Source organism: Kitasatospora sp. NPDC097643, assembly GCF_040302625.1.
In the GTDB taxonomy this organism is placed as follows: domain Bacteria; phylum Actinomycetota; class Actinomycetes; order Streptomycetales; family Streptomycetaceae; genus Kitasatospora.
Map to the genome: position 1 here is coordinate 168,323 of NZ_JBEOSA010000005.1, position 25,194 is coordinate 193,516.

At 74.4% G+C, this 25,194-nt stretch carries 27 protein-coding genes and 1 pseudogene; 18 read left to right on the top strand and 10 right to left on the bottom strand.

Annotated features, from left to right (window positions below):
• Nucleotides 1-61: 61 nt before the first annotated feature.
• From ABTY15_RS05810 to ABTY15_RS05840, 7 genes are all read left to right on the top strand, one after another.
• The gene (locus tag ABTY15_RS05810; protein WP_350576635.1) at nucleotides 62-268 is read left to right on the top strand and encodes an MbtH family protein; all 207 of its coding nucleotides are present in this window, start codon (nucleotides 62-64) and stop codon (nucleotides 266-268) included.
• A gap of 63 nt (nucleotides 269-331) precedes the next feature.
• The gene (locus ABTY15_RS05815) at nucleotides 332-580 is read left to right on the top strand and encodes an acyl carrier protein (protein WP_350576638.1); all 249 of its coding nucleotides are present in this window, start codon (nucleotides 332-334) and stop codon (nucleotides 578-580) included.
• Nucleotides 577-1,875, top strand: coding sequence for a beta-ketoacyl-[acyl-carrier-protein] synthase family protein (locus ABTY15_RS05820; RefSeq protein WP_350576641.1), 1,299 nt, complete (start codon nucleotides 577-579; stop codon nucleotides 1,873-1,875). The genes ABTY15_RS05815 and ABTY15_RS05820 overlap by 4 nt, the downstream gene beginning before the upstream one ends.
• Nucleotides 1,872-2,948, top strand: a complete 1,077-nt coding sequence (locus tag ABTY15_RS05825; protein WP_350576643.1) for a beta-ketoacyl synthase N-terminal-like domain-containing protein — start codon at nucleotides 1,872-1,874, stop codon at nucleotides 2,946-2,948. Before ABTY15_RS05820 ends, ABTY15_RS05825 begins: the two co-directional genes overlap by 4 nt.
• On the top strand, nucleotides 2,945-3,694 hold the full coding sequence (fabG, locus tag ABTY15_RS05830; protein WP_350576646.1) for a 3-oxoacyl-ACP reductase FabG: 750 nt from the start codon (nucleotides 2,945-2,947) through the stop codon (nucleotides 3,692-3,694). The genes ABTY15_RS05825 and fabG overlap by 4 nt, the downstream gene beginning before the upstream one ends.
• A 67-nt stretch (nucleotides 3,695-3,761) precedes the next feature.
• Nucleotides 3,762-4,871, top strand: a complete 1,110-nt coding sequence (locus tag ABTY15_RS05835; RefSeq protein WP_350576648.1) for a class I SAM-dependent methyltransferase — start codon at nucleotides 3,762-3,764, stop codon at nucleotides 4,869-4,871.
• A 158-nt stretch (nucleotides 4,872-5,029) separates the two neighbouring features.
• Nucleotides 5,030-5,266 carry an acyl-CoA carboxylase epsilon subunit gene (locus ABTY15_RS05840; protein WP_350576651.1) on the top strand — a complete coding sequence of 79 codons (237 nt, stop codon included), beginning with the start codon at nucleotides 5,030-5,032 and terminating at the stop codon, nucleotides 5,264-5,266.
• 143 nt (nucleotides 5,267-5,409) lie between these two features.
• Here ABTY15_RS05840 and ABTY15_RS05845 read toward each other — a convergent pair whose 3' ends face one another.
• Nucleotides 5,410-7,482 carry a serine hydrolase domain-containing protein gene (locus ABTY15_RS05845; protein ID WP_350576653.1) on the bottom strand — a complete coding sequence of 691 codons (2,073 nt, stop codon included), beginning with the start codon at nucleotides 7,480-7,482 and terminating at the stop codon, nucleotides 5,410-5,412.
• A 263-nt stretch (nucleotides 7,483-7,745) separates the two neighbouring features.
• Here ABTY15_RS05845 and ABTY15_RS05850 point away from each other — a divergent pair, with 263 nt between their 5' ends.
• Both ABTY15_RS05850 and ABTY15_RS05855 read left to right on the top strand, forming a co-directional pair.
• On the top strand, nucleotides 7,746-9,116 hold the full coding sequence (locus tag ABTY15_RS05850) for a sensor histidine kinase (protein ID WP_350576655.1): 1,371 nt from the start codon (nucleotides 7,746-7,748) through the stop codon (nucleotides 9,114-9,116).
• Nucleotides 9,080-9,730: a LuxR C-terminal-related transcriptional regulator gene (locus tag ABTY15_RS05855; protein WP_350576657.1), complete on the top strand. Its 651-nt coding sequence runs from the start codon at nucleotides 9,080-9,082 to the stop codon at nucleotides 9,728-9,730. Before ABTY15_RS05850 ends, ABTY15_RS05855 begins: the two co-directional genes overlap by 37 nt.
• A 1-nt stretch (nucleotide 9,731) precedes the next feature.
• Here the strand turns inward: ABTY15_RS05855 and cutA are convergent, their stop codons facing one another.
• Both cutA and ABTY15_RS05865 read right to left on the bottom strand, forming a co-directional pair.
• Complete coding sequence (cutA, locus tag ABTY15_RS05860) at nucleotides 9,732-10,088, bottom strand: divalent-cation tolerance protein CutA (protein ID WP_350576660.1); 357 nt, start codon at nucleotides 10,086-10,088, stop codon at nucleotides 9,732-9,734.
• Nucleotides 10,089-10,139: 51 nt separating this feature from the next.
• Nucleotides 10,140-10,589: a MarR family winged helix-turn-helix transcriptional regulator gene (locus ABTY15_RS05865; RefSeq protein WP_350576662.1), complete on the bottom strand. Its 450-nt coding sequence runs from the start codon at nucleotides 10,587-10,589 to the stop codon at nucleotides 10,140-10,142.
• A 141-nt stretch (nucleotides 10,590-10,730) separates the two neighbouring features.
• Between ABTY15_RS05865 and ABTY15_RS05870 the strand changes: the two genes are divergently transcribed.
• Both ABTY15_RS05870 and ABTY15_RS05875 read left to right on the top strand, forming a co-directional pair.
• Entirely contained in the window at nucleotides 10,731-11,069 is a 339-nt protein-coding gene (locus tag ABTY15_RS05870; protein WP_350576664.1) for a DMT family transporter, read from the top strand.
• 35 nt (nucleotides 11,070-11,104) lie between these two features.
• Nucleotides 11,105-11,425, top strand: coding sequence for a DMT family transporter (locus ABTY15_RS05875; protein ID WP_350576667.1), 321 nt, complete (start codon nucleotides 11,105-11,107; stop codon nucleotides 11,423-11,425).
• Between the two features lie 251 nt (nucleotides 11,426-11,676).
• Here ABTY15_RS05875 and ABTY15_RS05880 read toward each other — a convergent pair whose 3' ends face one another.
• Together ABTY15_RS05880 and ABTY15_RS05885 are read right to left on the bottom strand one after the other, a co-directional pair.
• Nucleotides 11,677-12,576 (bottom strand): class I SAM-dependent methyltransferase, encoded by a 900-nt coding sequence (locus tag ABTY15_RS05880; protein WP_350576669.1) that lies wholly within the window; start codon nucleotides 12,574-12,576, stop codon nucleotides 11,677-11,679.
• Nucleotides 12,577-12,689: 113 nt separating this feature from the next.
• Nucleotides 12,690-13,613: a hypothetical protein gene (locus tag ABTY15_RS05885; RefSeq protein ID WP_350576671.1), complete on the bottom strand. Its 924-nt coding sequence runs from the start codon at nucleotides 13,611-13,613 to the stop codon at nucleotides 12,690-12,692.
• A 232-nt stretch (nucleotides 13,614-13,845) separates the two neighbouring features.
• Between ABTY15_RS05885 and ABTY15_RS05890 the strand changes: the two genes are divergently transcribed.
• Nucleotides 13,846-14,901 carry an aldo/keto reductase gene (locus tag ABTY15_RS05890; RefSeq protein WP_350576674.1) on the top strand — a complete coding sequence of 352 codons (1,056 nt, stop codon included), beginning with the start codon at nucleotides 13,846-13,848 and terminating at the stop codon, nucleotides 14,899-14,901.
• Between the two features lie 199 nt (nucleotides 14,902-15,100).
• On the opposite strand, the gene ABTY15_RS05895 is transcribed toward ABTY15_RS05890, so the two are convergent.
• A complete protein-coding gene (locus ABTY15_RS05895; RefSeq protein ID WP_350576677.1) occupies nucleotides 15,101-15,688 on the bottom strand; it encodes a GNAT family N-acetyltransferase in 588 nt (195 codons plus the stop codon).
• Between the two features lie 127 nt (nucleotides 15,689-15,815).
• Between ABTY15_RS05895 and ABTY15_RS05905 the strand changes: the two are divergent.
• Nucleotides 15,816-15,974: pseudogene (locus tag ABTY15_RS05905) on the top strand (winged helix-turn-helix transcriptional regulator); the annotation flags it as partial.
• Nucleotides 15,975-15,977: 3 nt separating this feature from the next.
• On the opposite strand, the gene ABTY15_RS05910 reads toward ABTY15_RS05905, so the two are convergent.
• On the bottom strand, nucleotides 15,978-16,400 hold the full coding sequence (locus ABTY15_RS05910; protein ID WP_350576679.1) for a DUF350 domain-containing protein: 423 nt from the start codon (nucleotides 16,398-16,400) through the stop codon (nucleotides 15,978-15,980).
• A 112-nt stretch (nucleotides 16,401-16,512) separates the two neighbouring features.
• A complete protein-coding gene (locus ABTY15_RS05915) occupies nucleotides 16,513-17,001 on the bottom strand; it encodes an LURP-one-related/scramblase family protein (protein WP_350576738.1) in 489 nt (162 codons plus the stop codon).
• 112 nt (nucleotides 17,002-17,113) lie between these two features.
• Between ABTY15_RS05915 and ABTY15_RS05920 the strand changes: the two genes are divergently transcribed.
• Nucleotides 17,114-17,626: a GNAT family N-acetyltransferase gene (locus tag ABTY15_RS05920; RefSeq protein ID WP_350576685.1), complete on the top strand. Its 513-nt coding sequence runs from the start codon at nucleotides 17,114-17,116 to the stop codon at nucleotides 17,624-17,626.
• Here ABTY15_RS05920 and ABTY15_RS05925 read toward each other — a convergent pair.
• Entirely contained in the window at nucleotides 17,604-17,918 is a 315-nt protein-coding gene (locus ABTY15_RS05925; protein ID WP_350576687.1) for a hypothetical protein, read from the bottom strand. The two genes, ABTY15_RS05920 and ABTY15_RS05925, sit on opposite strands and share 23 nt — an antisense overlap.
• Before the next feature lie 118 nt (nucleotides 17,919-18,036).
• On the opposite strand from ABTY15_RS05925, the gene ABTY15_RS05930 reads away from it, so the two are divergent.
• Nucleotides 18,037-19,857: an NHL domain-containing thioredoxin family protein gene (locus tag ABTY15_RS05930; RefSeq protein WP_350576690.1), complete on the top strand. Its 1,821-nt coding sequence runs from the start codon at nucleotides 18,037-18,039 to the stop codon at nucleotides 19,855-19,857.
• 58 nt (nucleotides 19,858-19,915) lie between these two features.
• Here ABTY15_RS05930 and ABTY15_RS05935 read toward each other — a convergent pair whose 3' ends face one another.
• Nucleotides 19,916-21,223 (bottom strand): M18 family aminopeptidase, encoded by a 1,308-nt coding sequence (locus ABTY15_RS05935; protein ID WP_350576692.1) that lies wholly within the window; start codon nucleotides 21,221-21,223, stop codon nucleotides 19,916-19,918.
• A 372-nt stretch (nucleotides 21,224-21,595) separates the two neighbouring features.
• On the opposite strand from ABTY15_RS05935, the gene ABTY15_RS05940 reads away from it, so the two are divergent.
• The 3 genes from ABTY15_RS05940 to ABTY15_RS05950 are packed head-to-tail and all read left to right on the top strand — an operon-like array spanning nucleotide 21,596 to nucleotide 25,187.
• Nucleotides 21,596-23,137, top strand: coding sequence for a peptidoglycan-binding domain-containing protein (locus ABTY15_RS05940; RefSeq protein WP_350576694.1), 1,542 nt, complete (start codon nucleotides 21,596-21,598; stop codon nucleotides 23,135-23,137).
• Nucleotides 23,138-23,187: 50 nt separating this feature from the next.
• Nucleotides 23,188-23,907: an ABC transporter ATP-binding protein gene (locus ABTY15_RS05945; RefSeq protein WP_350576696.1), complete on the top strand. Its 720-nt coding sequence runs from the start codon at nucleotides 23,188-23,190 to the stop codon at nucleotides 23,905-23,907.
• Complete coding sequence (locus ABTY15_RS05950) at nucleotides 23,904-25,187, top strand: ABC transporter permease (RefSeq protein WP_350576699.1); 1,284 nt, start codon at nucleotides 23,904-23,906, stop codon at nucleotides 25,185-25,187. The genes ABTY15_RS05945 and ABTY15_RS05950 overlap by 4 nt, the downstream gene beginning before the upstream one ends.
• Nucleotides 25,188-25,194: the final 7 nt, after the last annotated feature.

Genomic DNA, 25,194 nt, shown 5'->3' on the forward strand with positions numbered 1-25,194 from the left:
GCCCATCGCACGAACAATTCCGACGAATTCCCCAGGAATTCCGAGAGGACCTTGGACTCACATGAGCAACCCCTTCGACGACGAGCAGGGCGTCTTCCTCGTCCTGGCCAACCACGAGAACCAGCACAGCCTCTGGCCCGCCTTCGCCGAGATCCCGGCGGGCTGGCGGACCGTCAAGGGCGAGTGCGGCCGGCAGGAGGCGCTGGACCACATCGAGCGCACCTGGACCGACCTGCGCCCGCAGAGCCTGATCGACGCCGCCGCCTGACCAGCCCGGCCCCGTCCGCACACCAACACCGCACACACCGTCCCAGACCACCAGGAGTACCCCATGAGCACCGTCGCCATCGACCAGGCCAAGGTCCGCGAGATCGTCGCCGACTGCCTCGACCTCGAAGTGGACGAGCTGACCCTGACCGACCTGTTCATCGACCACTACGGCGCCGACTCGCTGAACGCCATCGAGGTCCTCGCGCGGCTGGAGAAGGAGTTCAGCGTCACCATCGCGCAGGAGGAGCTGTCCAACATGGTCAACCTGGAGGCCGTGCTGGACGTCCTGTCCCGGGCCACCGCGCGATGAGCGCCCGCACCCCCGACCCGGCGGCCGCGCGGCCGCACCGCGTGGTGGTGACCGGCATCGGCGTCCTGTCGAGCATCGGCAACGGGGTCGAGGAGTTCACCTCGGCCCTGCGCGAGGGGCGCTGCGGCGCCGGCCCGATCACCGGCTTCGACACCACCGGCTTCCCCCGGACCTTCGGCCACGAGGTGGCCGGCTTCGAGCCGGAGCAGTGGATCCACCGGCTGCCGGTCGAGGAGCTCGGCCGGGCCACCCGGTTCGCGATCGCCGCGGCCCGGATGGCCGTCCGGGACGCCGGCCTCGACGAGCAGGAGCTCGCCGCGCTGCGCGCCCACGTCGCCGTCGGCACCACCGACGGCGAGGCCGGCGAACTGGACGGTCTGATGGCCGAGTCGGTGGCCCGGGGGCCGGAGCACCCGGCGGACCGGGTGGTCGCCGGCCGACTGCCGGCCCACCAGCTGGCCCTGGCGATCGCCCGGGAGCTGCGGCTGCCCCGGGTGACCCCGGCCGTGCTCGGCACCGCCTGCGCGGCGGGCAACTACGCGATCGGCGACGGCTTCGACGCCGTCCGCACCGGCGAGGCGGACTTCGCCGTCGTCGGCGGCGCGGACGCGATCTGCCGCCGCACCTTCGCCGGCTTCAGCCGGCTCGGGCTGGTCGCCCCCGACCGCTGCCGTCCGTTCGACAGCGAGCGCGAGGGGCTGCTCACCGCCGAGGGGGCCGGCGTGCTGGTCCTGGAGACGCTGGAGTCCGCCGAGCGCCGGGGCGCCCGGATCTACGCCGAACTGCTCGGCTACGGGCTCAACTGCGACGCCCACCACCCGACCGCGCCCGACCAGGCGAGCGTCACCCGCTGCATGGAGCTGGCGCTCTCCGACGCCGGGGTCAAGGCGGACGAGGTGGACCTGGTCTCCGCGCACGGCACCGGCACCCGCACCAACGACATCACCGAGACCCGGGCGATCCGCGAGGTCTTCGGCGACACCCCGCCGCGCACCGTCGCCCTGAAGGCGATGCTCGGCCACTCGATGGGCGCGGCCAGTGCGCTCGGCGCGGCCGCCTCCGCGCTCGCGCTGGCCCACGGCTTCGTCCCGCCCACCGTCAACCACCGTGCCACCGACCCCGAGTGCCAGATCGACTGCGTGCCCAACCACTCCGTCCCGGCGGACCTGCGCGTGGTGGTCAACAACGGCCTGGCCTTCGGCGGCAACAACGCCTCCGTCGTCCTCGGGCGGCACGAAGCCCACCCGGCCCCGGCCCACGGGGTCCCCGCACACGGGAAGGAGCCCGGCGCATGAGCCGTACCGAGATCCACCGGGACCGTCCGCTGATCACCGCCTGGTCCGCCGTCTCCCCGTTCGGCATCGGTCGCGACGCGTTCGCGGCCGGGGCCGGCGGGGCCCGGCCGGCCCCGGCCGACGGCCGACCGGTCCGGCTGGTCCCCGACTTCGAGGTCCGCACGGTGCTCGGCAAGGCCGGCACCCGGACCTTCGACCGGGCCACCGGCCTGGCCGTCACCGCCGTCCGCGAACTGCTCGGCGAGGCCGAGGCCGACCAGTGCCCCGTCCCCACCGGCACCGGCACCGCGCTGGTCCTCGGCACCACGCTCGGCAGCGCGCACAGCGCCGCCGAGTTCAGCCGGGCCTCGTTCGAGGGCGACAAGCCGTACGACGTGCCCGCCCAGCTGATGCCGAACGTGCTGATGAACGGCCCGGCCGCGGCCACCGCCATCCGCTTCGACCTCCGGGGGCCCAACACCACGCTGGCCGGCGGCCCGGCCGGCGGCCTGCTCGCCCTCGGCTACGCCCGCCGCCTGCTGGCCGCCGGCCGCGCCGAACGGGCCCTGGTGGGCGCGGTGGAGGAGCACTCGCCCACCCGCACCTGGCTGGCCGGCGACACCCCGGACACCGTCCCGGGCGAGGGCGGCGCGGTCCTGCTGCTGGAGACCGCCCGCACCCTCCCGCCCGGCCGCCGGGTGCTGGCCGAACTGCTCGCCCTGGACGTCCGGCTGGACGTCGAGGACGACCCGGCGGCCACCCTGACCGCCGTGGTCCGCGAGGCCCTCGGCCAGGCCGGGGCCGAGGCCGCAGAGGTCTGGGCGGCGGACGTCAGCGGGGTGACCGGACCGGACGGGCGGCGGGCCCGGGCAGCCCTCGCCGCCGTCGTCGGCGCCGAGGCACTGAGCCGGATCACCGCCGCCGACCTGGTCGGCGACACCGCCTCGGCCGCCACGGTCTTCTCGCTGACCACCGCCCTGGCCCTGGCCGAGGGCGACCCGTCCGCGGCCGGCCGGCTCGCCGTGATCACCTCCCTGGACGAACACGGGCTCGCCGCCTGCGCCGTCCTGCGACTGACCGGCGGTGCCCGATGAGCGCCCCGACCACCCCCGGCGTCGTGCTGATCAGCGGCGGCTCGCGGGGCATCGGACGGGCCGCGGCGCTGCGCCTGGCGGCCGAGGGCCACCCGGTGAGCTTCTGCTACCAGTCCGACCAGCAGGCCGCCGAGCTGCTCACCAAGGAGCTCGACGACCTCGGTGTCGCCTCGCTGGCCGAGCGCGTGGACGTCACCGACGCCGCCGCCGTCCGGGCCTGGGTGACCCGCACCGAGCAGGAGCTCGGCCCGGTCACCGTCGCGGTGGCCAGCGCCGGCATCACCCGGGACAAGCCGCTGCTGCTGATGTCCGACCAGGACTGGCAGCAGGTCACCGACACCAACCTGACCGGCACCGCCAACCTCTGCCGCGCGGTGGCCTTCCCGATGGTCAAGCGCAGGTCCGGCTCGATCATCACGCTCTCCTCGGTCTCCGGCGTCTACGGCAACCCGGGGCAGAGCAACTACGCGGCCTCCAAGGCCGGCATCATCGCGCTGACCCGCGCGCTGGCCAAGGAGGTCGGCCGCTACGGGGTCCGGGTGAACGCGGTCGCCCCCGGCATGATCGAGACCGACATGACCGCGGTGCTGACCGAGGACCAGCGCGGCGACGCGCTCAAGCACATCCCGCTCGGCCGGTTCGGCACCGCCGAGGAGGTCGCCGACTCGGTCGCCTTCCTGGCCGGCCCGCAGTCCGGCTACCTGACCGGCTCCGTCCTCCAGATCGACGGCGGCATCGTGCTGTGACCCCCGCCGGCCCCGCCCAGCGTTCCAGACGCGCCGCCAGTTCCCTTACCCACGAGGAGACAACGTCATGACCATCCCTGCCGTCCGCACCTTCGACAACCACACCCCGCTGGTCGACACCGAGCTGCTGCCCGGCCGTGGCAACGGCGTCAACGCCGCACACCGGATGTACGAGCACCTGATCGGCATCTGGGCCACCGGCGTCATCGAGGCCGCCCACGACCTCGGCGCCTTCACCGCGCTGATCAGCGCCCCGGCCACCGCCGGCGAGCTGTCCACCCTGCTCGGCACCGACCTGCGGGCCACCCGGGTGCTGCTGGACGGCCTCGCCGCCTACGACGTGGTCGAGCGCAGCCGCGCCGCGGACGGCCAGGCGGTCTACACCCTGCCGCCGGAGATGCACGACGTCTTCGCCCCGGAAGGCCTCTACAGCCTGGTCGGGAAGATCCGGCACGACCGCAACGTCGCCTGGAACGCCTGGCGCAACCTCGGCACCGCCGTCCGCGGCGGCGACCGGAATGCCGAGGGCTCGCAGCAGCTCAACCAGATCTCCGAGGAGGACTACACCTCGCTGGTCCGCGGGATCAACTTCTGGGCCCCGCCGATCACCGCCACCCTGGCCCGCGCGCTGCGCGAGCAGGGCTGGGGCGACGGCGCCGGCCGCACCCTGCTCGACATCGGCTGCGGCACCGGCATCTACAGCCAGCTGCTGCTCCAGGAGTTCAGCGGCCTGACCGCCCGCGGCCTGGACGCCGAGCGGATCGTCCCGATCGCCACCGCGCAGGCGGACCGGCTCGGCGTGGCCGAGCGCTTCCGCCCGGAGATCGCCGACTTCTGGGCGGACGACTGGGGCACCGGCGTCGACCTGGCGCTCTTCGTCAACATCTTCCACCTCCAGACCCCCGAGTCGGCCCGGGAGCTGTTGCTGCGCTCGGCCAAGGCGCTGACCGAGGACGGCGTGATCGCGATCGCCGACCACATCGTCGACGAGGAGGGCGGCGACGGCTCCACGCAGAACCGTTTCTTCAGGCTCTTCGCGGCCTCCATGCTGGCCACCGGCGGCGGCGACGCCTTCACCGTCCACGACTACGACCAGTGGCTCGCCGACGCCGGCCTGCGGCGCGTCGCCCTCCTGGACACCCCGATGCACCGGCTGATGCTGGTCAAGCGTGCCTGACCCACAGCCGCGCCACCGCACCACCGCACCACCCCACCCCGACGGCCCCGACGCCCCCGCGTCGGGGCCGTCGGGGTTCACGGCCCGGCCCGTCCGCCGCACCCACGCCGCCCCCACCCCACGCCCGCACCCACGCCCGCACCCACCGGGAGGACCCGATGACCGACACCACCGCTGCCGCTGCACCCGCTCCCGTCCTGTTCCGCACCGACCGGGAGGACCTCACCCCCGAGGAGATCGCCGCCCTGACCGTCCTGGTCCTCCGCCGCGCCGCCGCGGCCAGAGCCGCAGCCGGCGCCCCGGCCCCGGCGCAGCCCCTCCGCCGCACGGTCAGCTGGTACGACCTCTCCCGCCGGCCCGCGGCCCCCAGCCGCTCCTGGCAGGTCGTCGCATGACCACGCCCACCCCCGCCGCTGCCCGCAAGGCCTCCCCCGCACCCACCGCCGCCCGGCCCCGGCACCCCCGCTCCCCCGACACGCCGCAGGGCCCGGGGCGATCGCCCCGGGCCCTGCGCCCGCTCCGCCGTTCCGCACCCCCGTCAGCCGATCAGGTCCAGGGAGCTCGTCACGTGGTACGTCCCGATCAGGTTGTACGCCCCGGCCAGCACCAGGAAGAGCAGCGAGGCCAGCGTCAGGCCGGTGTAGTGCAGTCGGCCGAACACCCCCCACCAGCGCTTCTGCCAGGCGCGGACCGCGCAGACCACCATCGCGAGGGTGAGCAGCAGGGCGACCGCGGTCAGCGCCGGGACCACCGTCAGCAGCGGCGAGTCGCCGAGGAAGAGGGTCTGGTTGAGCGCGTTGGAGTCCGCGGTCAGCAGCGCGAAGCAGGCGGTCGCGGCGACCAGCAGCGCGCCGGTGCACCAGCCGAGCAGCCGCACCACCGGGTGGCCGGCCGGGCCCTTGTGGCGGAGCCGCCGCAGCACCGCGCCGATCATCCAGCCGAGCACGGTGAGCGCCAGCACGGCCAGGCTGCCGAGGGCGAGCTTCTGGTGCAGGCCGGGCGCCTGGTACCAGGCCAGCGGCTGGTAGGCGATGGTCGGGTCGCTGTCGGTCAGCAGGGCGACCACGTCGCCGTCCCGGTCGGTCTGGAAGGCGACCTGGGCCGTCCCGCCGACCTCCTGGAACAGGCCGGGCTGGATCTGCGTCCAGTGCGTCTCGGTCACCTGCGGGTCGCGGCTGACCGGGCCGCTGATGGTCAGCCGGCCGTCGGCCGCCGTGACGTGCACCGAGCCCATCAGCGCGGCGGCCTTGGTGAGGTTGGAGTGGCTGAACCGGGTGGAGCGGTAGTCGCCGGTGTACTTGCCGAGGCCGGTGGTGAGCGCGGTCGGGGCGGTGCTCGGCGCGGTCGGGGCGGCGGTGGCCGGGGCGGGGTAGAAGTGGTCGACGAAGGCGTTCAGGACCTGCTGGGTGGCCCAGCCGCCGGTGGCGTCGAGGCCGTCGCCGTTGAAGGTCACGTAGAGGCCGACGCCGCGCTGCGGCAGCAGGGCCAGGTTGCTGTGGAAGCCGGGCACGTCGCCGTCCTTGACCAGCAGCTGCTGGCCGTTGCGGTTGCGCTGTTCGAGCAGGTAGGCCATGCCGGGCAGGCGCGGGTCGGGGCCGAAGTGGCGGTCGAGCAGCTGCGCGGTGCCGGTCGGGTCGAGGATCTGCTTGCCGTCGACGCTGCCGTTCTGGAGCTGGGCGAGCAGCAGCCGGGCCATGTCGCCGACGGTGGTGACGGCGGCGGCGCCGGTCGGGGTCCACGGGCCGTAGAGGCCCTTGGTCTCGGTCTGGCCGCTGCCGTCGGGGCGGTAGCCGTGGGCGAGTTCGGCGTCGACGGCGGCCGGGTGCGGCTGGGCGAAGCTGGTGCGGTCCATCCCGAGCGGCTGCATGACGTGCTGGGCGAGATACTGGTCGAAGGGCTGTCCGGAGACCGTCTCGACCAGGTAACCGGCGAGCGCCACACCGTAGTTGTCGTACGCGGCGGCGGTGCCCGGGGCGCGCACCCGGTCGGGCTGGTGGGCGGCGAGCGAGGCGCCGAGCGTCTCGACGTGCTGCGGGTCGGCGACGGCGAGGCCCATGAAGCTGTCGTCGAAGCCGCCGGTGTGGGTCAGCAGGTTCTCCACGGTGACCGGGTGGCCGGGGTAGCTGTCCCGGATCTTGAAGGTGGAGAGGTAGCGGTTGACGTCCGCCCCGAGCTCCAGCTTCCCGGCCCGGACCTGCTGGAGGACGGCGATCGCGGTGAAGACCTTGGCGTCGGAGCCCATGAAGAACGCGGTCCTCGCCGGGTCGACCGGCTTGCGGGTCTTCACGTCCGAGACTCCGTAGCCGCCGCGGTACACCTCACGGCCGCCGGCCACCACCGTCACGGCGGCGCCGGGGATCTGATGGTCGGCCAGCAGCTGCGGGACGAGCTTGTCGAGCAACTCCTGCACCTGGCCCGGGTCGTGTGGATCGGGCGGGGTGGCGGCGGCCGCCGCGACGGCCCCCGGAGCGGCGTTCGCACCCGCGGTCGCGGCCTCGGCGCGGGCCGGCGTGAGACCGTACAGGAAGAGGCCGATCGCGGCCAGCACCAGCACCAGGCGGACCAGCGGGCGACGGACCAGCGGACGACGTTCGGAGGTGCGGTTGCTCATGGTGAACTCCCGTTCGGGGCAAGGGAATTGTGGAAGGCCGCCGGTTCCTCGGCGGGGCGCTTCCCGACACTCCAAACGGTAGGCCGGACGCCCCGGGCCGGCACAGGGCCTTTGGGCGTCGATCGGGGGGTGTACCCAGGTACCACCAACAGGGGTCCAGGGCCCAGTGATCGCGGCACGAACGCGCGGCAGTCTGGGTGTCGTCGCAGAACAACGGGTAGGCATACCGGCCGCGAGGCCGTCACGGAAGGGGCCGAGCGGTCATGACCAGCAGCATCACCACGGGAGTTGTGAACACTGTGCAGAACATCGACAGCACCAGGGGCCGCACCGGCGGCCGGGGCCCGCTCGGGTGGCTCGGGCACGCGGTCCGCTCGGCCCTGCGCGGACCGGCCCTGGCGGCGCTCGCGGTGCCGCAGCTCCTGCTCCTCACGGCGGCCACGGTCACCGCGTGCCTGCTGGGTCTCGGGGTCGGCGTGCTGCTGGTCCCGCCCACCCTGCTGGCCGTCCGCGGCCTGGCCAACCTGCGCCGCCGGCTGGCCGCCCGCTGGTCCGGCACCGAGATCCGCGAGCCCTACCTGCCGCTGCCGGAGGAGACCGCGACGGGCTTCAAGGGCGCCTGGCAGCGCTGCCAGCGGATGCTGGGCGACCCGGCCACCTGGCGGGACCTGCTCTGGCTGACCGTCGACCCGATCGTCGGCTTCACCCTGGCCGTGCTCCCGCTGGCGCTGGTCGCCTGGGGCGTCTTCGGCCTGCTGCTGCCGTGGCTCTGGGAGCCGATCGCCTCGGGCGGCGGCAACACCTGGTACCTGATGATCCACGTCACCGACGCCGACAGCGCCCGCACCGCCGCCCTGCTCGCCGTGCCGACCATGCTGGCCGGCCTGGCGCTGGCCCCCGGCGCGCTGCGCGCCCACACCGCGCTCGCCAAGTCGCTGCTGGGCCCGACCGCCCGGGCCGAGGCGCTGGCCGCCGAGCGCAAGGTCCAGCACCTCACCGAGACCCGGCGCGACGCGCTCACCACCCAGGCCGCCGAGCTGCGCCGGATCGAGCGCGACCTGCACGACGGCGCGCAGGCCCGGCTGGTCGCGATGGGCATGAACCTGGGCGTCGCCGAGCGGCTGGTCGAGCGCGACCCGGAGGCCGCCAAGCAGCTGCTCGCCGAGACCCGCCAGGCCTCCGCCTCGGCCCTCAACGAGCTGCGCGACCTGGTCCGCGGCATCCACCCGCCGGTGCTGGCCGACCGTGGACTCGCCGACGCCGTCCGGGCCCTGGGCATGGACAGCCCGCTCAACGTGACCGTCACCGCCGACCTGCCCGGCCGCCCCGAGGCACCCGTCGAGTCCGCCCTCTACTTCGGCGTCTCGGAGGCCCTGACCAACGCCGCCAAGCACTCCGGCGCCACCCACGTCGACGTGCAACTCTGGTACGAGAACGGCAAGCTGAAGGCCCAGGTGACGGACGACGGCACCGGCGGCGCCGACCCCTCGCGCGGCACCGGCCTGCGCGGCCTGGAGCGCCGGCTTGCTACCTTCGACGGAGTCCTGGCCGTCCGCAGCCCGCTCGGCGGCCCCACGACCCTGACGATGGAGCTGCCGTGCGAGTTGTACTCGCCGAGGACCTCTTCCTCCTGAGGGATGGTCTGATCCGGATGCTGGAGGCGTACGACTTCGAGGTCGTCGCCGCCGTGGACACCGGACCGGACCTCCTGAAGGCCCTCCTCACCGAACGCCCGGACGTGGCCGTCGTCGACGTACGACTGCCCCCGACGTTCACCGACGAGGGCCTTCAGGCGGCTCTGGAGGCCCGCCGGCAGATCCCCGGACTGCCGGTCCTGGTGCTCTCCCAGTACGTCGAACAGCTCTACGCCAAGGAGCTGTTGGCCGACGGCAGCGGGGCGATCGGCTACCTGCTGAAGGACCGGGTCTTCGACCCCGACGAGTTCGTGGCGACGGTCCACCGGGTGGCCGCCGGCGGCACCGCGCTGGACCCGCAGGTCATCGCCATGCTGGTCAGCAACACCGAACGCACCAAGCCGCTGGACCGCCTGACGCCCCGTGAGCGCGAGGTGCTGGAGCTGATGGCCGAGGGCCGCTCCAACGCGGCGATCGCCGAGCGGATGGTGATCACCGAGCGGGCGATCAAGAAGCACACCGCCAACATCTTCCTCAAGCTCGACCTGCCGCCCTCCGAGGAGGACCACCGCCGGGTGCTGGCGGTGCTGGCCTTCCTGGAGGTCGCGCCCTGACCTAGTTCTCCTCGGTGGCGGCGCCGTCGGCCGCTCCGGTCTCCTCGACCACCCAGGCCAGGTAGCCGGAGCCGGCCGCCACCACCGGGACGGCGATCACCTCGGGCGTCTGGTAGTCGTGCCGGGCGACGATGAACGCGCCCAGCCGGTCGGCGAGTTCGGCCCTGGTCTTGAGGTCGATCCGCCACTCCTCGGCGTCCTGCACCGCGCCGTCCCACCAGTAGACGGAACGGACGGGGTACACCTGGGCGCACGCGGCCAGCCGTTCGCCCACGGCGGCGGACGCCAGGGCGCGGGCCTGCTCCTCGCCCTCGTGGGTGGTGGTGACCACGACGAGGCGCTGTTCGGTTGCTGCCATACGGCGACGGTACCCCCAGGCGCGGCTCAGCCGGTGGGGCCGGCTGGGCCGTCAGCCGAGGCTGCGGCGGGCGCCGGCGATCAGCGCGCCGAGCGCCGGGGTGGCCCCGGCGGCCTCCTCCAGGGCGGCGGTCAGCGTCTCCTCGTACGTGGCACGGGCCTCGCGCCGCCTGGTCCGGCCCTCCTCGGTGATCACCGTGTAGACCCCGCGCCGGTCGTCCGGACAGAGGTCCCGGTAGGTGTACCCGGCCTCGTTGAGCCGGGCGACCAGCCGGGTGACCGAGCTCTGGTTGAGCCCGAGGCCGGAGGCGAGGTCCTGCATCCGCAGCTCGCCCCTGGCGGCCTCGGCGAGGAAGCCGAGCGCGCGGTACTCGGACAGGCCCAGCCCGTGCCGGCGTTGCAGGGCGGTGGCCAGCCGGCTCTCGACCTGGGCGTGCAGGGCGTTCAGCCGGCTCCACATCCGGGCGTCGGCGGCGCCGTCGGCGGGCTGCGGGTCGGTCATGGTGCCTCCTGTGAACGGATTGACACAACGTTACTTGTGCATGCATGCTCTTGCCAGTCGAAGAGCTTGCACATACATGCAACAACATGTCCGACCGAACCCCGTTCCGATCCCCGTCTCGATCCCCGGGAGTCTCCTCCGATGGCCTGGATCCACCTGCTCATCGCCTCCGTCTTCGAGGTCGTCTTCGCCCTCGCCACCAACGCGACCCACGGCTTCACCGTCCTCGGCCCGTCCCTGCTCGCGGCGGCGGCCGCCGCCGGCGGGATCTTCTTCCTCAGCCTCGCCCTGCGCACCCTCGACGTCGGCGTCGGCTACACCGTCTGGACCGGCATCGGCTCGGTCGGCACGGTCGCCCTCGGCACGGTGCTGTTCCACGAGTCGCTCAACGCCGGCAAGGTCGTCGCCTTCGTCCTGATCATCGGCGGCGTCCTCGGCCTCAAGCTCGCCGACCGCCCCGGCCCGCAGCCCGCGCACTGATCGCCCCCCACCGGAGAACAGGAGCAGCACCCGTCATGGCCTGGACCTACCTCGCGATCGCCGTCGTCTTCGAGATCGCCTTCGCCCTCGGCACCAACGCCACCAAGGGCTTCACCAAGCTCTGGCCGTCCGTCTTCACCCTGCTCGTCGCCGCCGCGGGCGTCTACAGCCTCAGCCAGGCGCTGCGCACCCTCGACGTCGGCGTCGGCTACACCATCTGGACCGGGCTCGGCTCGATCGGCACGGTCGTCTTCGGCGCGGTCTTCTACCGGGAGCGGCTCACCCTCCCCAAGCTGCTCTCCTTCGCCGCGATCATCGCCGGAGCGGTCACCCTCAAGCTGGCGGCCGGCGCCTGAACCACCCCGCCCGGCGGGCGTTCGGCACGGCCGCCACCGAGGAGCAGTACCGGGCCGCCGCGACCGCCCGGGGCTGCGGCGGCGAGGAGTGGTTCCCGGCCGCGTGGGAGGCCGTCCGCGCCGCCTTCGCGGGGACCGTCGACCTCGACGCCATGGCCCCGCTCTACTACGGCCGTCGGGACGCCACCGCCCGGGCGCACGCCCGGGGCCCGCCTTCACCGCCTCGGCCGACGGCCCCTCGCGCCCCGCGTTCACACCACCCGGGCCGTGTGGACCGTCATCGCCGAGAGGTAGAACGCGTCCGGGCGGTGCAGGACGCCGGTGGTGGCGTGCTCGTCCAGCAGGGCGTCCAGGGTGGCGCGGTCCCCGGCATCGAGGTGGTCGGCGAGTTGCCCGCGCAGCCGGGTGAGCTGAGCGTGCAGGTGCTCGCGGGCGGGGCGGGCGAGCGGGGCCGGGTGGTCGACCAGGAAGGTCCGGGTGCCGCAGGGGGTGAGTCCGGCCCGGGTGAGCATGGCCTGCCAGTCCTCCACCTCCTCGGTGGCGCCCGGGAGTTCGGCCCGCATGGTGGCGAAGCCGTCCTCGTGCGCCGCGTCGATCCGGGCCTGGAAGCCGGGCCGGCCGAGCCCGAAGTCCCGCGGCAGGTACCGCAGCGGCAGCCCGCGTTCGGCGACGGCCAGCAGACCGCCGGGCCGGAGCGTGCCGGCGAGTGCGGTCAACGCGGCCTGCTGGTCGCCGAGGTGGTGGATCGCATTGCCGGACCAGATCAGGTCGGCCTCGCCGAGCTTCCCGAAGTCCTCGGGCAGGTCGGCCTGTTGGACGCTCAGCCGGCCACCGGAGCGGGCCCGGGCGCGCTCCAGCAGGGCGGCCGACTGATCGACGGCGACCACCTCGGCGGCCGGGAAGGCGTCCGCGAGCAGCCCGGCGATCACCCCGGGCCCGCTGCCCACGTCGAGCACCCGCCGGACGGCACCGCCGTCCCCGGTCAGCGACCGCAGCCACCGCGCGGCCTCGGTCACGGCGGGGGCGCGCAGTTCGGCCTCCCGTTCCAGGTGGTGGGCGAGGGCGTCCCAGTCGAAGTCGGCGGCGGGAACCTGGCCGTGCTGATGGCCGTGCCCATGGTCGTGGCCGTGCCGGTGCCGTTGGTCGGACATGTCTTCATCCTTGTCGTCAGGGCGATAGCCTCCGTCGCCAGGCTGCGACCACCCCCACCACACCGGCAAGCCTTCTTGCCGTCTCAGCAAAAGCCGCTCACCCGCACAGCCGATCACCCGCCGGTCCGCCGCCAGTACGACCGGGCGGCCACCGCCAGCGCCACCCCGTACACCGAGAACGCGCCCATCCCCACCCAGGCCACCTGCAAGGCACTCTCCGGGCTGGGGAGTTCGCCCTGCCGGATCGTGGTCACCCCCGTCGTGCAGAGCAGCAGGTAGCCGGTCCCGAGCACCCCGTACGGCGCCAGCGTGGCCGCGCCCAGCAGCGCGGGGGTCAGCGGCAGCCAGCGCGGGACACGGCGGCCGCGCAGCGGCAGCGTCCAGCGCGGGAAGACCTGCCCCCACGGCCGGACCAGCCCCCAGAGCAGGAACACCCCGAGCGCCGCCAGCAGCGCGGTGCCGTCGATCCCCCAGTCCTTCAGGGTCAGCCAGAGCCCGGAGGCCCCGTTGCGCTCGTCCGAGGCCCGCATCTCGGCCCCGTCGATCTCGGCGAAGGTGCCGCCGAAGGCCCAGACCAGCTTCATCACGATGTACGGAAGGAAGGCCAACGTCCCGGCCCAAGCCGCGAGTTGGACGACCGCCGGGGCCGCCGAAGGCGCCACCGACCACCCGGTGTCCCGGCGGCCGACCCGCGCGGTCGCGGCCAGCAGCAGGGCGCCGGTGGCCGCCAGCGCCCGGTGCGCCGTGTCCGGGACGCTGTCCACCCCGCCCCCGAACGCCAGCTGCACCACGTCCATCAGCAGGCTGAAGGCCGCCGCCCCGGCCAGCCCGCACAGCGCCCACAGCACCCGGCGCAGCGCCGGTGTCCGTCCCCGCCGGGCCACCGCCACCCCGGCCGACGCCGCCGCCACACCCACGCCGGCGACCACCCAGCCCAGCCAGGAGGCGCCGAACAGCGCCGTCCCGCTCAGCGCGCACCCCAGCCCGAACCCGCCGTACCCGACGCCCCACCCGGCCACCGCCCGGCCGCTCGCCACCCAACGACCCTGTGCCCAACGACCCAGTGCCCAACGACCCCGTACCCACCTGCTCTTCACCGACCCGCTGTTCGCCATGGCCCCAGGCTCGCCCGCCCGGCGGGACCCCGGCCTCCGCCTCCGAGACGAACCCGCTCCCCCGCCCGAGGGATCCCACCGACCTTGCGTTGGAGTGCACTCCAACTCCTAACCTCGGAGCCGCCCTTCACCCACCCCTCAGGGAGACCCCACCATGCGCTACCGCGTCCTCGGCGGCACCGGCATCGAGGTGAGCGCCTACTGCCTGGGCACCATGATGTTCGGCGCGATCGGCAACCCCGACCACGACGACTGCGCCCGGATCATCCACACCGCCCTCGACCGGGGGATCAACTTCGTGGACACCGCCGACATGTACTCGGCCGGCGAGTCCGAGGAGATCGTCGGCAAGGCGCTGGCCGCCCGCGGCGACCGGGACGACGTCGTGCTCGCCACCAAGGTGCACTTCCCGATGGGCGAGGGCCGCAACCGCAGCGGCAACTCCCGGCGGTGGATCACCCGGGCCGTCGAGGACAGCCTGCGGCGGCTGCGCACCGACCGGATCGACCTCTACCAGGTGCACCGGCCGGACCACACCACCGACATCGAGGAGACCCTGGCCGTCCTCGGCGACCTCGTCCGGGCCGGCAAGATCCTCGCCTTCGGCAGCTCCACCTTCCCCGCCGATCAGCTCGTCGAGGCGCACCACGTGGCCGAGCGCCGCGCCCTGCCGCGTCTGCGCACCGAACAGCCGCCGTACTCGCTGCTCGCGCGCGGGGTGGAGGCCCATGTGCTGCCGGTGGTCCAGCGGCTCGGCATGGGCGCGCTGACCTGGTCCCCGCTGGCCTCCGGCTTCCTCACCGGCCGGTACCGCAAGGACCGTCCGTTCGACCTCGGCACCGGCCGGGCCGCCCTGCACCCGGCCCGCTTCGACCCGGCACTGCCCACCACGACCGCCAAGCTGGAGGCGGTCGAGGCGTTCACCGCCCTCGCCGATGACCTCGGCCGCACCCTCCCCGAACTGGCCCTGGCCTTCCCGCTGGCCCACCCCGCCGTCACCTCGGTGATCATCGGCCCGCGCACCCTCGACCAGCTGGAGGCCGCCCTGAAGGGCGCCGACCTCGTCCTCGACGACGCCGCCCTCGACCGCATCGACGCGATCGTCCCGCCCGGCACCAACGTCTACCACCCCGACGGCGTCTGGCAGCCCCCGTCCCTCACCACCCCCGCCCTCCGCCGCCGCCCCACCCCCGACCGCCCGGCCCGCTGACCCGCAGACCCCGTCGAGGCGCTCCAGCGCAGGGGGCAGAACGCGCCGACTCCGACGGCTACGGCGACGAGGACCGGGTCGGCGACATCGACCCGTGGGAGCGCGGGTGACCGAGCGGCCGACGCCGACGCGGGCTCCTCGAAACCACGTTGGCGCCGGTCCGCCGCTTCCTCCCGGCCCTCGAGACCTGCCGGGGCGGCTACTCCCGTGGGGCGGCGAAGGAGTGCACGACGACGGTGCGGCCGGCGGGCCACAGCTGGTCGCCGCTGCCGAGCCAGGTCCATCCGAGGCGGCGGTAGAAGGCCACTGCCGGGGTGTCGGCGGCCAGGACGTCGAGGACGGGGTGCAGCCCGAGCGCCCGCGCGTGCGCCACGGCGCTCGCCATCAGCCGGGCGCCGATCCGGTGGCCGCGCGCCGCCGGGGCGACGTAGAGCCGGCCGATCACGGCGGTGAGCTCCGGCCGGCCGCCGGTGCGGGTGCTCCACAGGCCGGGGGCGACGTCCCCGGGGGCGCTGCGCGCGAGCCCGACGTGCCCGGCCAGTCCACCCTCCGAGCCGTCGGGTTCGGCCGCCGAGGCGATCCAGGCGGCGAGCAGGCCGCCGGGGGTCAGCCAGGCGGCGGGCCGGTCGGGCCAGTCGGCGGGGTAGCCGTCGGTGCGGTGGACGTCGCCGAGCACCCGGACACAGTCGGCGAGGTCGGCGGGGCGGCGCCGTCGTACGGACACCCCGGACCCGGCCCGCCGTGAACCGGACGCGACGACATTGGCGCGTTCTTCAAGGTCAGCCATGCCGGTACGTTACCGGCCGGGCCTCACCCCCGCAGCAGGTCGACGACCCCGGTCAAGTCCTCCTCGCCGCTGCCGATCTCCAGCCGTCGCTCCATCAACCGGAAGAACGGGGCGAGGAGGGGTGGGCATGGCGACCGTGCCGAGGCCGGGGGCGTACGTCTGCGGGATCGACGCCGCGATGGACGTCATCGGCGGCAAGTGGAAGGTGCTGATCCTCTGGGCCCTGGACGAGCACCCGGACTGCCGGTTCGGCGAGCTGCGCCGGCTGGTGCCGGGGATCACCGAGCCCTCAGGCGATCGCGGCCGACACCACCGCCGCCACCGCGATGTTGCAGCTGGCGGACACCCAGACCGCCGGGTGCGGCTCCGGCTCGACCAGGATCGCGCCCAGCTTCCCGGGCGTCAGCAGGTCCACCGCCCAGAACGCGACGGTCATCAGCACCAGCCCGAGCACGCCGTAACACGCCGTCGAGACCAGGCCCTTGGCGAAGTCCTCGTAGGTGTACATGATCGCGGTGAAGACGATGCCGCCGATGCCGAGCAGCGCGGAGCTGAGCAGGACGGCGGCGTTGCGGTTGCGTTCGATCCAGATCTGGTGGCCCAGCTTCCCGGGCGTCAGCAGGTCCACCAGACCGACGCCGAGGAGCAGCAGCACCACGCCGACGGCGCCGTAGGCCGCCGCCGCGCCGAGCCCGTGCAGGATGTCGTTCATGGGTTCCAGCTCCCGGTCCGCTCGCCGATCCCCGACCTCCCCGGTCAAGGGCTGGCAAAAGATACCCCACCCGGGTGAGCCGCGGGCCGGGTAGCCGGAAACCCGGGACGGCTCAGTCCTCCTCCTCCGCGAGGTGGTCGACGCAGGCGGCGATCGCGAGCAGCAGGCCGGGCTCCGCGCCGTCGGCGATCTCCACGCCGTAGGTGTCGCGGATCCGGAACCACTTGCGGGAGATCCGGGCGAGCTCGTCGCCGTGCTCGTCCTCGATCCGGTAGTCCTTGTCGATCAGGTTCCCGGTGATCTTCAGCTCGCCGCCGGAGGCCAGCTCCACCCGGTACTTGTCGCGGAACGGGGTGAACAGCTTCTCCCGGACGGTCGCCAGCTCCTCGCCGTCGGCGTCCTCGATCCGCATCGCGTCCCGGACGGTGAGCATCTTCTCCCGCACCACCGCGACGACCCGGCCGTGCGCGTCCTTCAGCTCGAAGGTGTGCCGCAGCCGCAGCACCTTGCCGTCGACCAGGTAGGCCTTCTCCCCCCGGTCGTCCTCGATCCAGTAGTCGTCGCCGACCGCGAACAGCTTCTCCCGCACCATGTACCGCACCACAGCGTTCTCCTCCGTGTCGACGTCCCGACGTCCGTTGACGTGCGGCCCCATTCGACCGGATCCCCCCACCCGCCGGGAAGCACCGCCACACACCCGCTTCAATACCGCCATGCGACCCGACACCACCACCCCGCTGCGCAGCGACCGCCTGGACCTCCTCCCGCTCGGGCCCGAACACGCCGAGGAGATGGCCGCCGCCCTCGCCGACCCGGCGCTGCACGCCTTCACCGGCGGCGCCCCGGCCACCGCCGACGCACTGCGCACCCGCTACGCCCGCCTCGCCGCCGGCTCCCCCGACCCCGCCGAGGCCTGGGGCAACTGGGCACTGCGGCTACGCGCCGAAGGCCGCCTGGTCGGCTACGTCCAGGCCACCGTCGGCCCGGAGGCCACCGAGCTGGCCTGGGTGGTCGGCACCCCCTGGCAGGGCCGCGGCCTGGCCGTCGAGGCCGCCCGAGCCCTCCTCGCCCACCTCACCGGCGCCGGCGTCAGCACCGTGATCGCCCACATCCACCCCGAACACCACGCCTCCGCCGCCGTCGCCCGGGCCCTCGGCCTCGCCCCCACCCCCGAGAACCAGGACGGCGAGACCCGCTGGCAGCTCAGCTGGAGGCCGCCCCGCTGATCCCGGGCGCCACGAACCGCCGGTGCAGCGGCGTGAACGTCACCACCGGCTCACTGGTGACGCCCAGCTTGCCCTTCACCACCGGCAGCAGCCGCTCTTCCCCGAACCGCTGGAAGTGCTCCGGCGACGCCCACACATCGGTCACCCGCAGCCCGTCCGCGTCGAACCACGCCACGTGCAGGTACCCGCCGTCCGGCGCGCGCTCCTCCCACCCCACCTCGGCCCGCGCAGCCTCGTACAGCTCGGGCGTGATCCCGGGCCACCGCATGCTCATCACCACGGACATCGTCATCGCCTCCGCATCCTCGGCTCACCTCCCACGCTAGACACCCCCCGCCGTGATCACCCCCCGGCGGCCGCCCCCACCCCACCCGGAATGCGCCCGCCACCCGATGGGGTTGGATACGGGCATGGCATCTCGTGCACGTGTACGCGCCCCCGAGCTGGTCGGGGCAGGCGGTTGGCTGAACACCGGCGGCAAGGACCTCACCCTCGCCGACTTCCGGGGCAAGATCACCGTCCTGGACTTCTGGACCTTCTGCTGCATCAACTGCCTGCACGTCCTGGACGAGCTGCGGGAGCTGGAGGAGAAGCACCGCGACACCGTGGTGATCGTCGGCGTGCACTCCCCCAAGTTCGTGCACGAGGCCGACCACCAGGCCGTGGTGGACGCCGTCGCCCGGTACGAGGTGCACCACCCGGTGCTGGACGATCCGGCGCTGGCCACCTGGAAGCAGTACGCGGTGCGCGCCTGGCCGACGCTGGTGGTGATCGACCCGGAGGGCTACGTGGTCGCGCAGCACGCGGGCGAGGGCCACGCGCACGCGATCGCCCGGCTGGTGGAGGAGCTGGAGGCGGAGCACGCCGCGAAGGGCACGCTGCGCCGCGGCGACGGCCCGTACGTGGCGCCGGAGCCGACCGCGGGGGACCTGAAGTTCCCCGGCAAGGCGGTCCGCCTCCCGAACGGCCACTTCCTGGTCGCCGACTCCGGCCACCACTCGCTGGTGGAGCTGGCCGAGGACGGCGAGACGGTGGTCCGCCGGATCGGCGACGGGCAGCGCGGTCTGGTGGACGGCGCCGACCCCCGGTTCAGCGAGCCGCAGGGCCTGGTGCTGCTGCCCGAGGGCCACGGCCTGGACTACGACGTGGTGGTCGCCGACACCGTCAACCACGCCCTGCGCGGGGTGCGGCTGTCGGACGGCACCGTGACCACCCTGGCCGGCACCGGCCGCCAGTGGTGGCAGGGCTCGGCGACCGAGGGTCCGGCCCGCGAGGTGGACCTCTCCTCCCCGTGGGACGTCGCGTGGTTCGACGGCCGGGTGTGGATCGCCATGGCCGGCGTGCACCAGCTGTGGGCGTACGACCCGGCGGCCGGCACGGTCGGCGTCGCGGCCGGCACCACCAACGAGGGCCTGGTGGACGGGCCCGCCGCCGAGGCCTGGTTCGCCCAGCCGTCCGGCCTGGCCGTCTCCGCGGACGGCGAGCGGCTCTGGGTGGCCGACTCCGAGACCTCGGCCGTGCGCTGGGTTTCACGTGAAACGAAGACCGTCCACACCGCCGTCGGCACCGGCCTGTTCGACTTCGGCCACCGCGACGGCGCGGCCGAGCAGGCCCTCCTCCAGCACCCGCTGGGCGTCACCGTGCTGCCGGACGGCTCGGTGGCGATCAGCGACACCTACAACCACGCGCTGCGCCGCTTCGACCCGGCGAGCGGCGAGGTCTCGACCCTGGCCACCGACCTGCGCGAGCCCTCCGGGGCAGTGCTGGTGGACGGCGACATCGTGGTGGTCGAGTCGGCCCGGCACCGGCTGACCAGGCTGCGGCTGCCCGAGGAGGCGGTGCGGGTCGAGTCGGTCGCGCACCGCACCCAGCGGGCGGCCACCGAGGTCGCGCCGGGCGCGTTCCGGCTGGACGTGGTGTTCTCGGCGCCGAGCGGCCAGAAGCTGGACGAGCGGTACGGCCCGTCCACCCGGCTGCTGGTCAGCGCGACCCCGCCGGAGCTGCTGGTCTCGGGCGCGGGCGCGGACTCCGACCTGTCCCGGGAGCTGGTGCTCTCGGACGAGGTCGCCGAGGGCGTGCTGCACGTCTCCGCGATGGCGGCCTCCTGCGACGACGACCCGGAGATCGAGTTCCCGGCCTGCCACGTCCACCAGCAGGACTGGGGCGTGCCGGTGAAGCTGACCGCCGACGGCGCCCGCCGCCTCCCCCTGGTGCTCGCCGGGATGGAGTAGGCACACGTGCGAGGGGCCCGGCGGAGTGCGCTCCGCCGGGCCCCTCGCACGTGGGGGCTCAGCCCTCCAGGAACGCCTTGATGGCGCTGGCCAGCAGGTACGGGTCCTCAGCCCCGCACAGCTCGCGCGCCGAGTGCATGGACAGCGCCGCAATGCCGCAGTCCACCGTCTTGATGCCCAGGCGGGCGGCCGTGATCGGGCCGATGGTGGTGCCGCAGGGCATGGCGTTGTTGGAGACGAAGGTCTGCCACGGCACGCCCGCCTTCTCGCAGGCGGCGGCGAACACGGCCCGGCCGATGCCGTCGGTCGCGTAGCGGTTGTTGACGTTGACCTTGAGGATCGGCCCGCCGTTCGGCATCGGGTGGTGGCCCGGCTCGTGCCGCTCGGTGTAGTTCGGGTGGACGGCGTGGCCCATGTCCGAGGAGAGACAGACCGTCCCGGCGAGCGCCCGGGCGCGGTCCTCCGGGGTGCCGCCGCGCGCGTGGACCGTCCGGTCGAGGACGTTGCCGAGCAGCGGGCTCTGCGCGCCGGTGTCGGACTCGCTGCCGGTCTCCTCGTGGTCGAAGGCGGCCAGCACCGGGATGTACGGCAGCTGGGCGGCGCCCTCGGCCGTGGCGACGGCGGCGAGCGCGGCGGTGGCCGCGTGGACGGACAGCAGGTTGTCCAGGCGCGGGCCGGCCAGCAGCTCGCGGTCCCGGCCCAGGTAGGAGGGGGGCTGGACGTCGTGCGTCATGAGGTCCCAGCCGGCCACGTCGGCGGCGTCGAGCCCGGCCCGCTGGGCGACGTAGGAGATCAGTGCGCCCTCGTCGACCGGGCCGAGGCCCCAGATCGGGGTGAGGTGGCGCTGCTTGTCGAGCTTCATGCCGTCGTTGACCTGACGGTCCAGGTGGATCGCCAGCTGCGGCACCCGCAGCAGCGGCTCGTCCAGCTGCACCAGCCGCCAGCTGCCGTCCTTCAGAGCCAGGCGGCCCGAGAGACCGAGGTCGCGGTCGAGCCAGGTGTTCAGCGGCACCCCGCCGTAGATCTCCACGGCGATCTGGCGCCAGCCCGCCGAGCCGGTGTCCGGCAGCGGCTTGACCCGCAGGTTCGGCGAGTCGGTGTGCGTGCCGACCACCCGGAACGGCGTCTCGGGCCCGGCCCCCTCCGGCAGGTACCAGGCGATCAGCGCGCCGCCGCGGATCAGGTAGCGACCCCCGGCCGCGGCGTCCCAGGCGTCCGTCTCGGCGACCTGCCGAAAGCCCGCCTTCTCCAGCCGCTCGGCGGCGCTCGCGACCGCGTGGTACGGGGACGGCGAGGTGCCGAGGAACGCGATCAGATCGTCGCTGTGCGTCCGGTCGAAGAATGCCTGGCGGGCGGCGGTCGACATACTGCTCCTGGGTCGAGGGAGGGCCGAAGCCGGATGGGGAGTCGGCTTCGCACCTTGAGCATATGCCCGTACACGGACAGGGCACTCGCATCGTCGCAACGGATGCAGAACACGGACACAACCGTGAAGTGACGCCCCGCCGGACGTCGTACACCCAGAGATCCGCCCTGGTCGCGGACGGTCATCCCGCCGCCGCGCCGCAGTCCGGTGAATCCGCCGGATGACCCCTCGTCAGGCGAGCTCGGCACCGGCCGGCGAGCTCGGCGGGTCCCGCCGCGCTGCCGACGGGCACCGGGAATCCCGCCGTTTCACACCACTGCCCGACAGCCGGGTGATAACACTCGTCACAGTGAAGTCCCCGGGGAGAAAAGCGTGTTGACCACAACGGGCACAACCGACGAAACGGCCGTCGAGCCGCCGCCCGCCGCCACCCGGTCGCGGGCGGCGCGGCGCAGACGGGCCCTGGCGGGGGTGGCGCTGGCCGCCGCGCTGGTGGCGGTCGGCGGGGTGGGGGCGGCGACCCTGGTGAAGTCGCCGGCCGAGCGGGCGGCGCAGGCGGCGCCGCCGCCGAACAGTCTGATCACCGCGCCGGTGGTCAGCCAGGTGCTGACGAAGTCGGTGGCGGCGCGGGCGGTGGTGTACCCGCCGGCCCAGTACAACGTGGTGCCCGCCCCGGCCGCGGCCGACATCACCCAGCTGTTCGTGTCGAAACTGGGGGTCAAGCCGGGGGACGCCGTCACCGCCGGGCAGTTGCTCGCCGAGGTGTCCGGGCAGCCGCTGTTCGCGCTGCCGGGCCCGGTGCCCGCGTACCGGGACATCAAGCCGGGCGGCACCGGCCCGGACGTCGCCGAACTCCAGGACGCCCTGGGGGGATTGGGCCTCGCGGTCGGGGAGGACGACAAGGGCGTGTTCGGCCCGGGGACGGCGCAGGCGGTGACGGCGTTCTACCGCAGGCTCGGCTACCCGGTGCCGACCACCGGCGCGGCCACCCAGCAGGCGGTGGACGCGGCACAGAAGGCGGTGGACACCGACCGGCAGTCGCTGGACGGGCTCCTCGCCCAGCAGAAGTCCGGCGCCACCCGGCCGACCGCCCCCGCACCGACCACAGCCCCGACCACAGCCCCCACCGAGGCCCCGCCGCCCGCTGCCGGCCCCGGCCCCGACCTCGACCAGCAGATCTCCGCCGCCAGGAAACAGCTGGCCGCCGACCAGGCCGCCCTGGCCAAGGCCCGGGCGGTGAACGGCCCGATGGTCCCCGCCGCCCACGCGGTGTTCCTGCCGACGCTCCCGGCCACCGTCACCGCCGTCAACGGCGCGGTGGGCTCGCCCGCCACCGGCCCGCTGCTCTCGCTGACCAGCGGCGGCCTCAGCGTCACCGGACAGCTGACGCCGGGCCAGGCCGCTGGGGTCAAGCCGGGCATGGCCGTCGAGATCCTGGCCGAGGACACCGGAACCACCGTCACCGGCACCGTCGCCGAGGTCGGCGCCCCGACCACCGCACCCCCGGCCGGCAAGGTGATCACCCTCGGCGGCCCGGCCGCGGCCGGCGGCGGCGCATCGGCCCCCGGACAGCCCGGTGCGCCCGCCGCCGGAGCGCCCAACGGCCAAGCGGGAGGCCCCGGTTACGTCCCGGTGGCGATCACCCCGAGCACCCCGCTGCCGGCCGCGCTGAACGGCCGCAACGTCCGGCTCACCGTGCTGAAGGACAAGGCGGGCGCCCCGGTGACCGCCGTCCCGGTGGCCGCGATCTCCACCAACGCGGCCGGCCTGACCTCCGTCACCAAGGTCGACGCCACCGGCACCCGGACCACCGTCCCGGTCACCACCGGGGTCAGCGCCGACGGACTGGTCGCCGTCGCCCCGGCCGCCGGCGCCGAACTGCACCCCGGCGACCAGGTGGTGGTCGGCAAGTGAGGCAAGTGAGGCACGAGAGGCCAGAGAGGCAAGAGGGGCACGCGAGTCACGTGACGACCGGGACGCCCCCGGTCATCCGGCTGGACGGAGTGGGCCGCACCCACCCTGGACAGCCGCCCGTGGTGGCGCTACGGCCGACCGACCTGACCGTCCACCGCGGCGAGTACCTGGCCGTCACCGGCCCGTCCGGCTCCGGCAAGTCCACCCTGCTGCACCTGCTCGGCCTGCTCGACACCCCCACCACCGGCCGCTACGAGCTGGACGGCATCGACACTGCGAGCCTGCGCGACCGGGACCGCGCGACCCTGCGCGGGCGCCGGATCGGCTTCGTCTTCCAGTCCTTCCACCTGCTGCCGCACCGCACCGCCGAGGAGAACGTCGTCCTCGCCCAGGTCTACAACCGCACCCCGGCCCGGGCCCGCCGGGCGGCCGCCCTGGCGGCGCTGCGCCTGGTCGGGCTCGGCCACCGCACCGACGCGCTGCCGAGCACCCTGTCCGGCGGGGAGCGCCAGCGGGTGGCGATCGCCCGGGCCCTGGTGAACCGGCCGAGCCTGCTGCTGTGCGACGAGCCGACCGGCAACCTGGACTCGGCCAACGCCGACGCCGTCCTCGCCCGGTTCGACGACCTCCACGCCCAGGGCTTCACCCTCGTCGTCATCACCCACGACCCCGCGGTGGCCGCCCGGGCCGGGCGCCGGGTGGCGATCCGCGACGGCGTGCTGAGCGAGCGCGAGGGCCTGCCCAGCGAGGCCGAGGTGCCCGCCCGGTGAGCCGCCCCGCCCGCAGCCCCCGCAAGGTCCGCAGCGCCCGTTCCGCGCTCCCCGGGCCGTCCGCCCGCCTGGGCCTGCGCGACCTGCTCTCCGAGGCCCTCTCCGGCCTCCTGCAACGCCCCGGCCGCTCGGTGCTGACCATGCTCGGCACCGTGCTGGGCATCGGCGCGTTCGTCGCCGTCCTCGGCCTGACCGCGACCGCCTCCGGCCAGATCGGCGAACAGTTCAGCCTCACCAAGGCCACCACGGTCACCGTGACCGACCGTCCACGCCCCGACGGCGTCGCCCCCGGCGCCAACCCGCCGAGCAACTTCCCCGCGGACGCCGACCGCCGGCTCGCCGCGATCGACGGCGTCCGGGCGGGCGGCGTCTGGTGGCCGGTCCCCACCGCCCCGGTGATCTCCAGCCGCCCGAACGGCCCCGACGAGGGCACCGGTCTGACGGTGCTGGCCGCCACCCCGGGCGCGGTGTCCGCGATGGAGCCGACCCTGGCCGCCGGGGTCACCATGGACGCCTTCGTCCAGCGCACCGCGCAGCCCGTGGTGCTGCTGAGCGAGGCCGCCGCCAAGCGCCTCGGGGTGAGCCGCCTGGACGCCCAGCCGGCCGTCTTCCTCGACGGCGTCCCGTACTCGGTGATCGGGATCTACTCGGACGTCCGGCGCCAGCCGGGCGCCCTGCTCGGCCTGCTGATCCCGGCCAGTACGGCGCTGGAGCGGTACGGCAACCCGGCCCCGGAGCCGGAGCGGGGCGCCCAGGGCCTGGTCGCCACCCGGGTCGGCGCCGCCCCGGTGGTGGCCGCGCAGATCCCGCTCGCGCTGCGGCCGGACGCCCCGGACGCGTTCACCGTCGTCCCGCCGCCGGATCCGCACAGCCTCCAGGACCAGGTGACCTCCGACCTGACCGGCCTGTTCCTGGCGCTGGCCGGGATCTGCCTGCTGGTGGGCGCGGTGGGCATCGCCAACACCACGCTGGTCGCCGTCCTGGAGCGGACCGGGGAGATCGGCCTGCGCCGCTCGCTGGGCGCCCGCACCGGGCACATCGCGGCCCAGTTCCTGACCGAGTCGACGGCCCTGGGCACCCTCGGCGGCCTGATCGGCACCGGCCTCGGCGTGGTCACCGTGGTCGGGGTGGCGGCGGCCCGCGACTGGACGGCCGTCCTCCAGCCGGCCGCCACCCTGCCCGCCCCGCTGATCGGCACCGTCGTCGGCCTGCTGGCCGGCCTCTACCCCGCCCTCCGCGCCGCCCGCACCGACCCCCTGAAGGCCCTCCGCAGCACCTGAGGCCCCG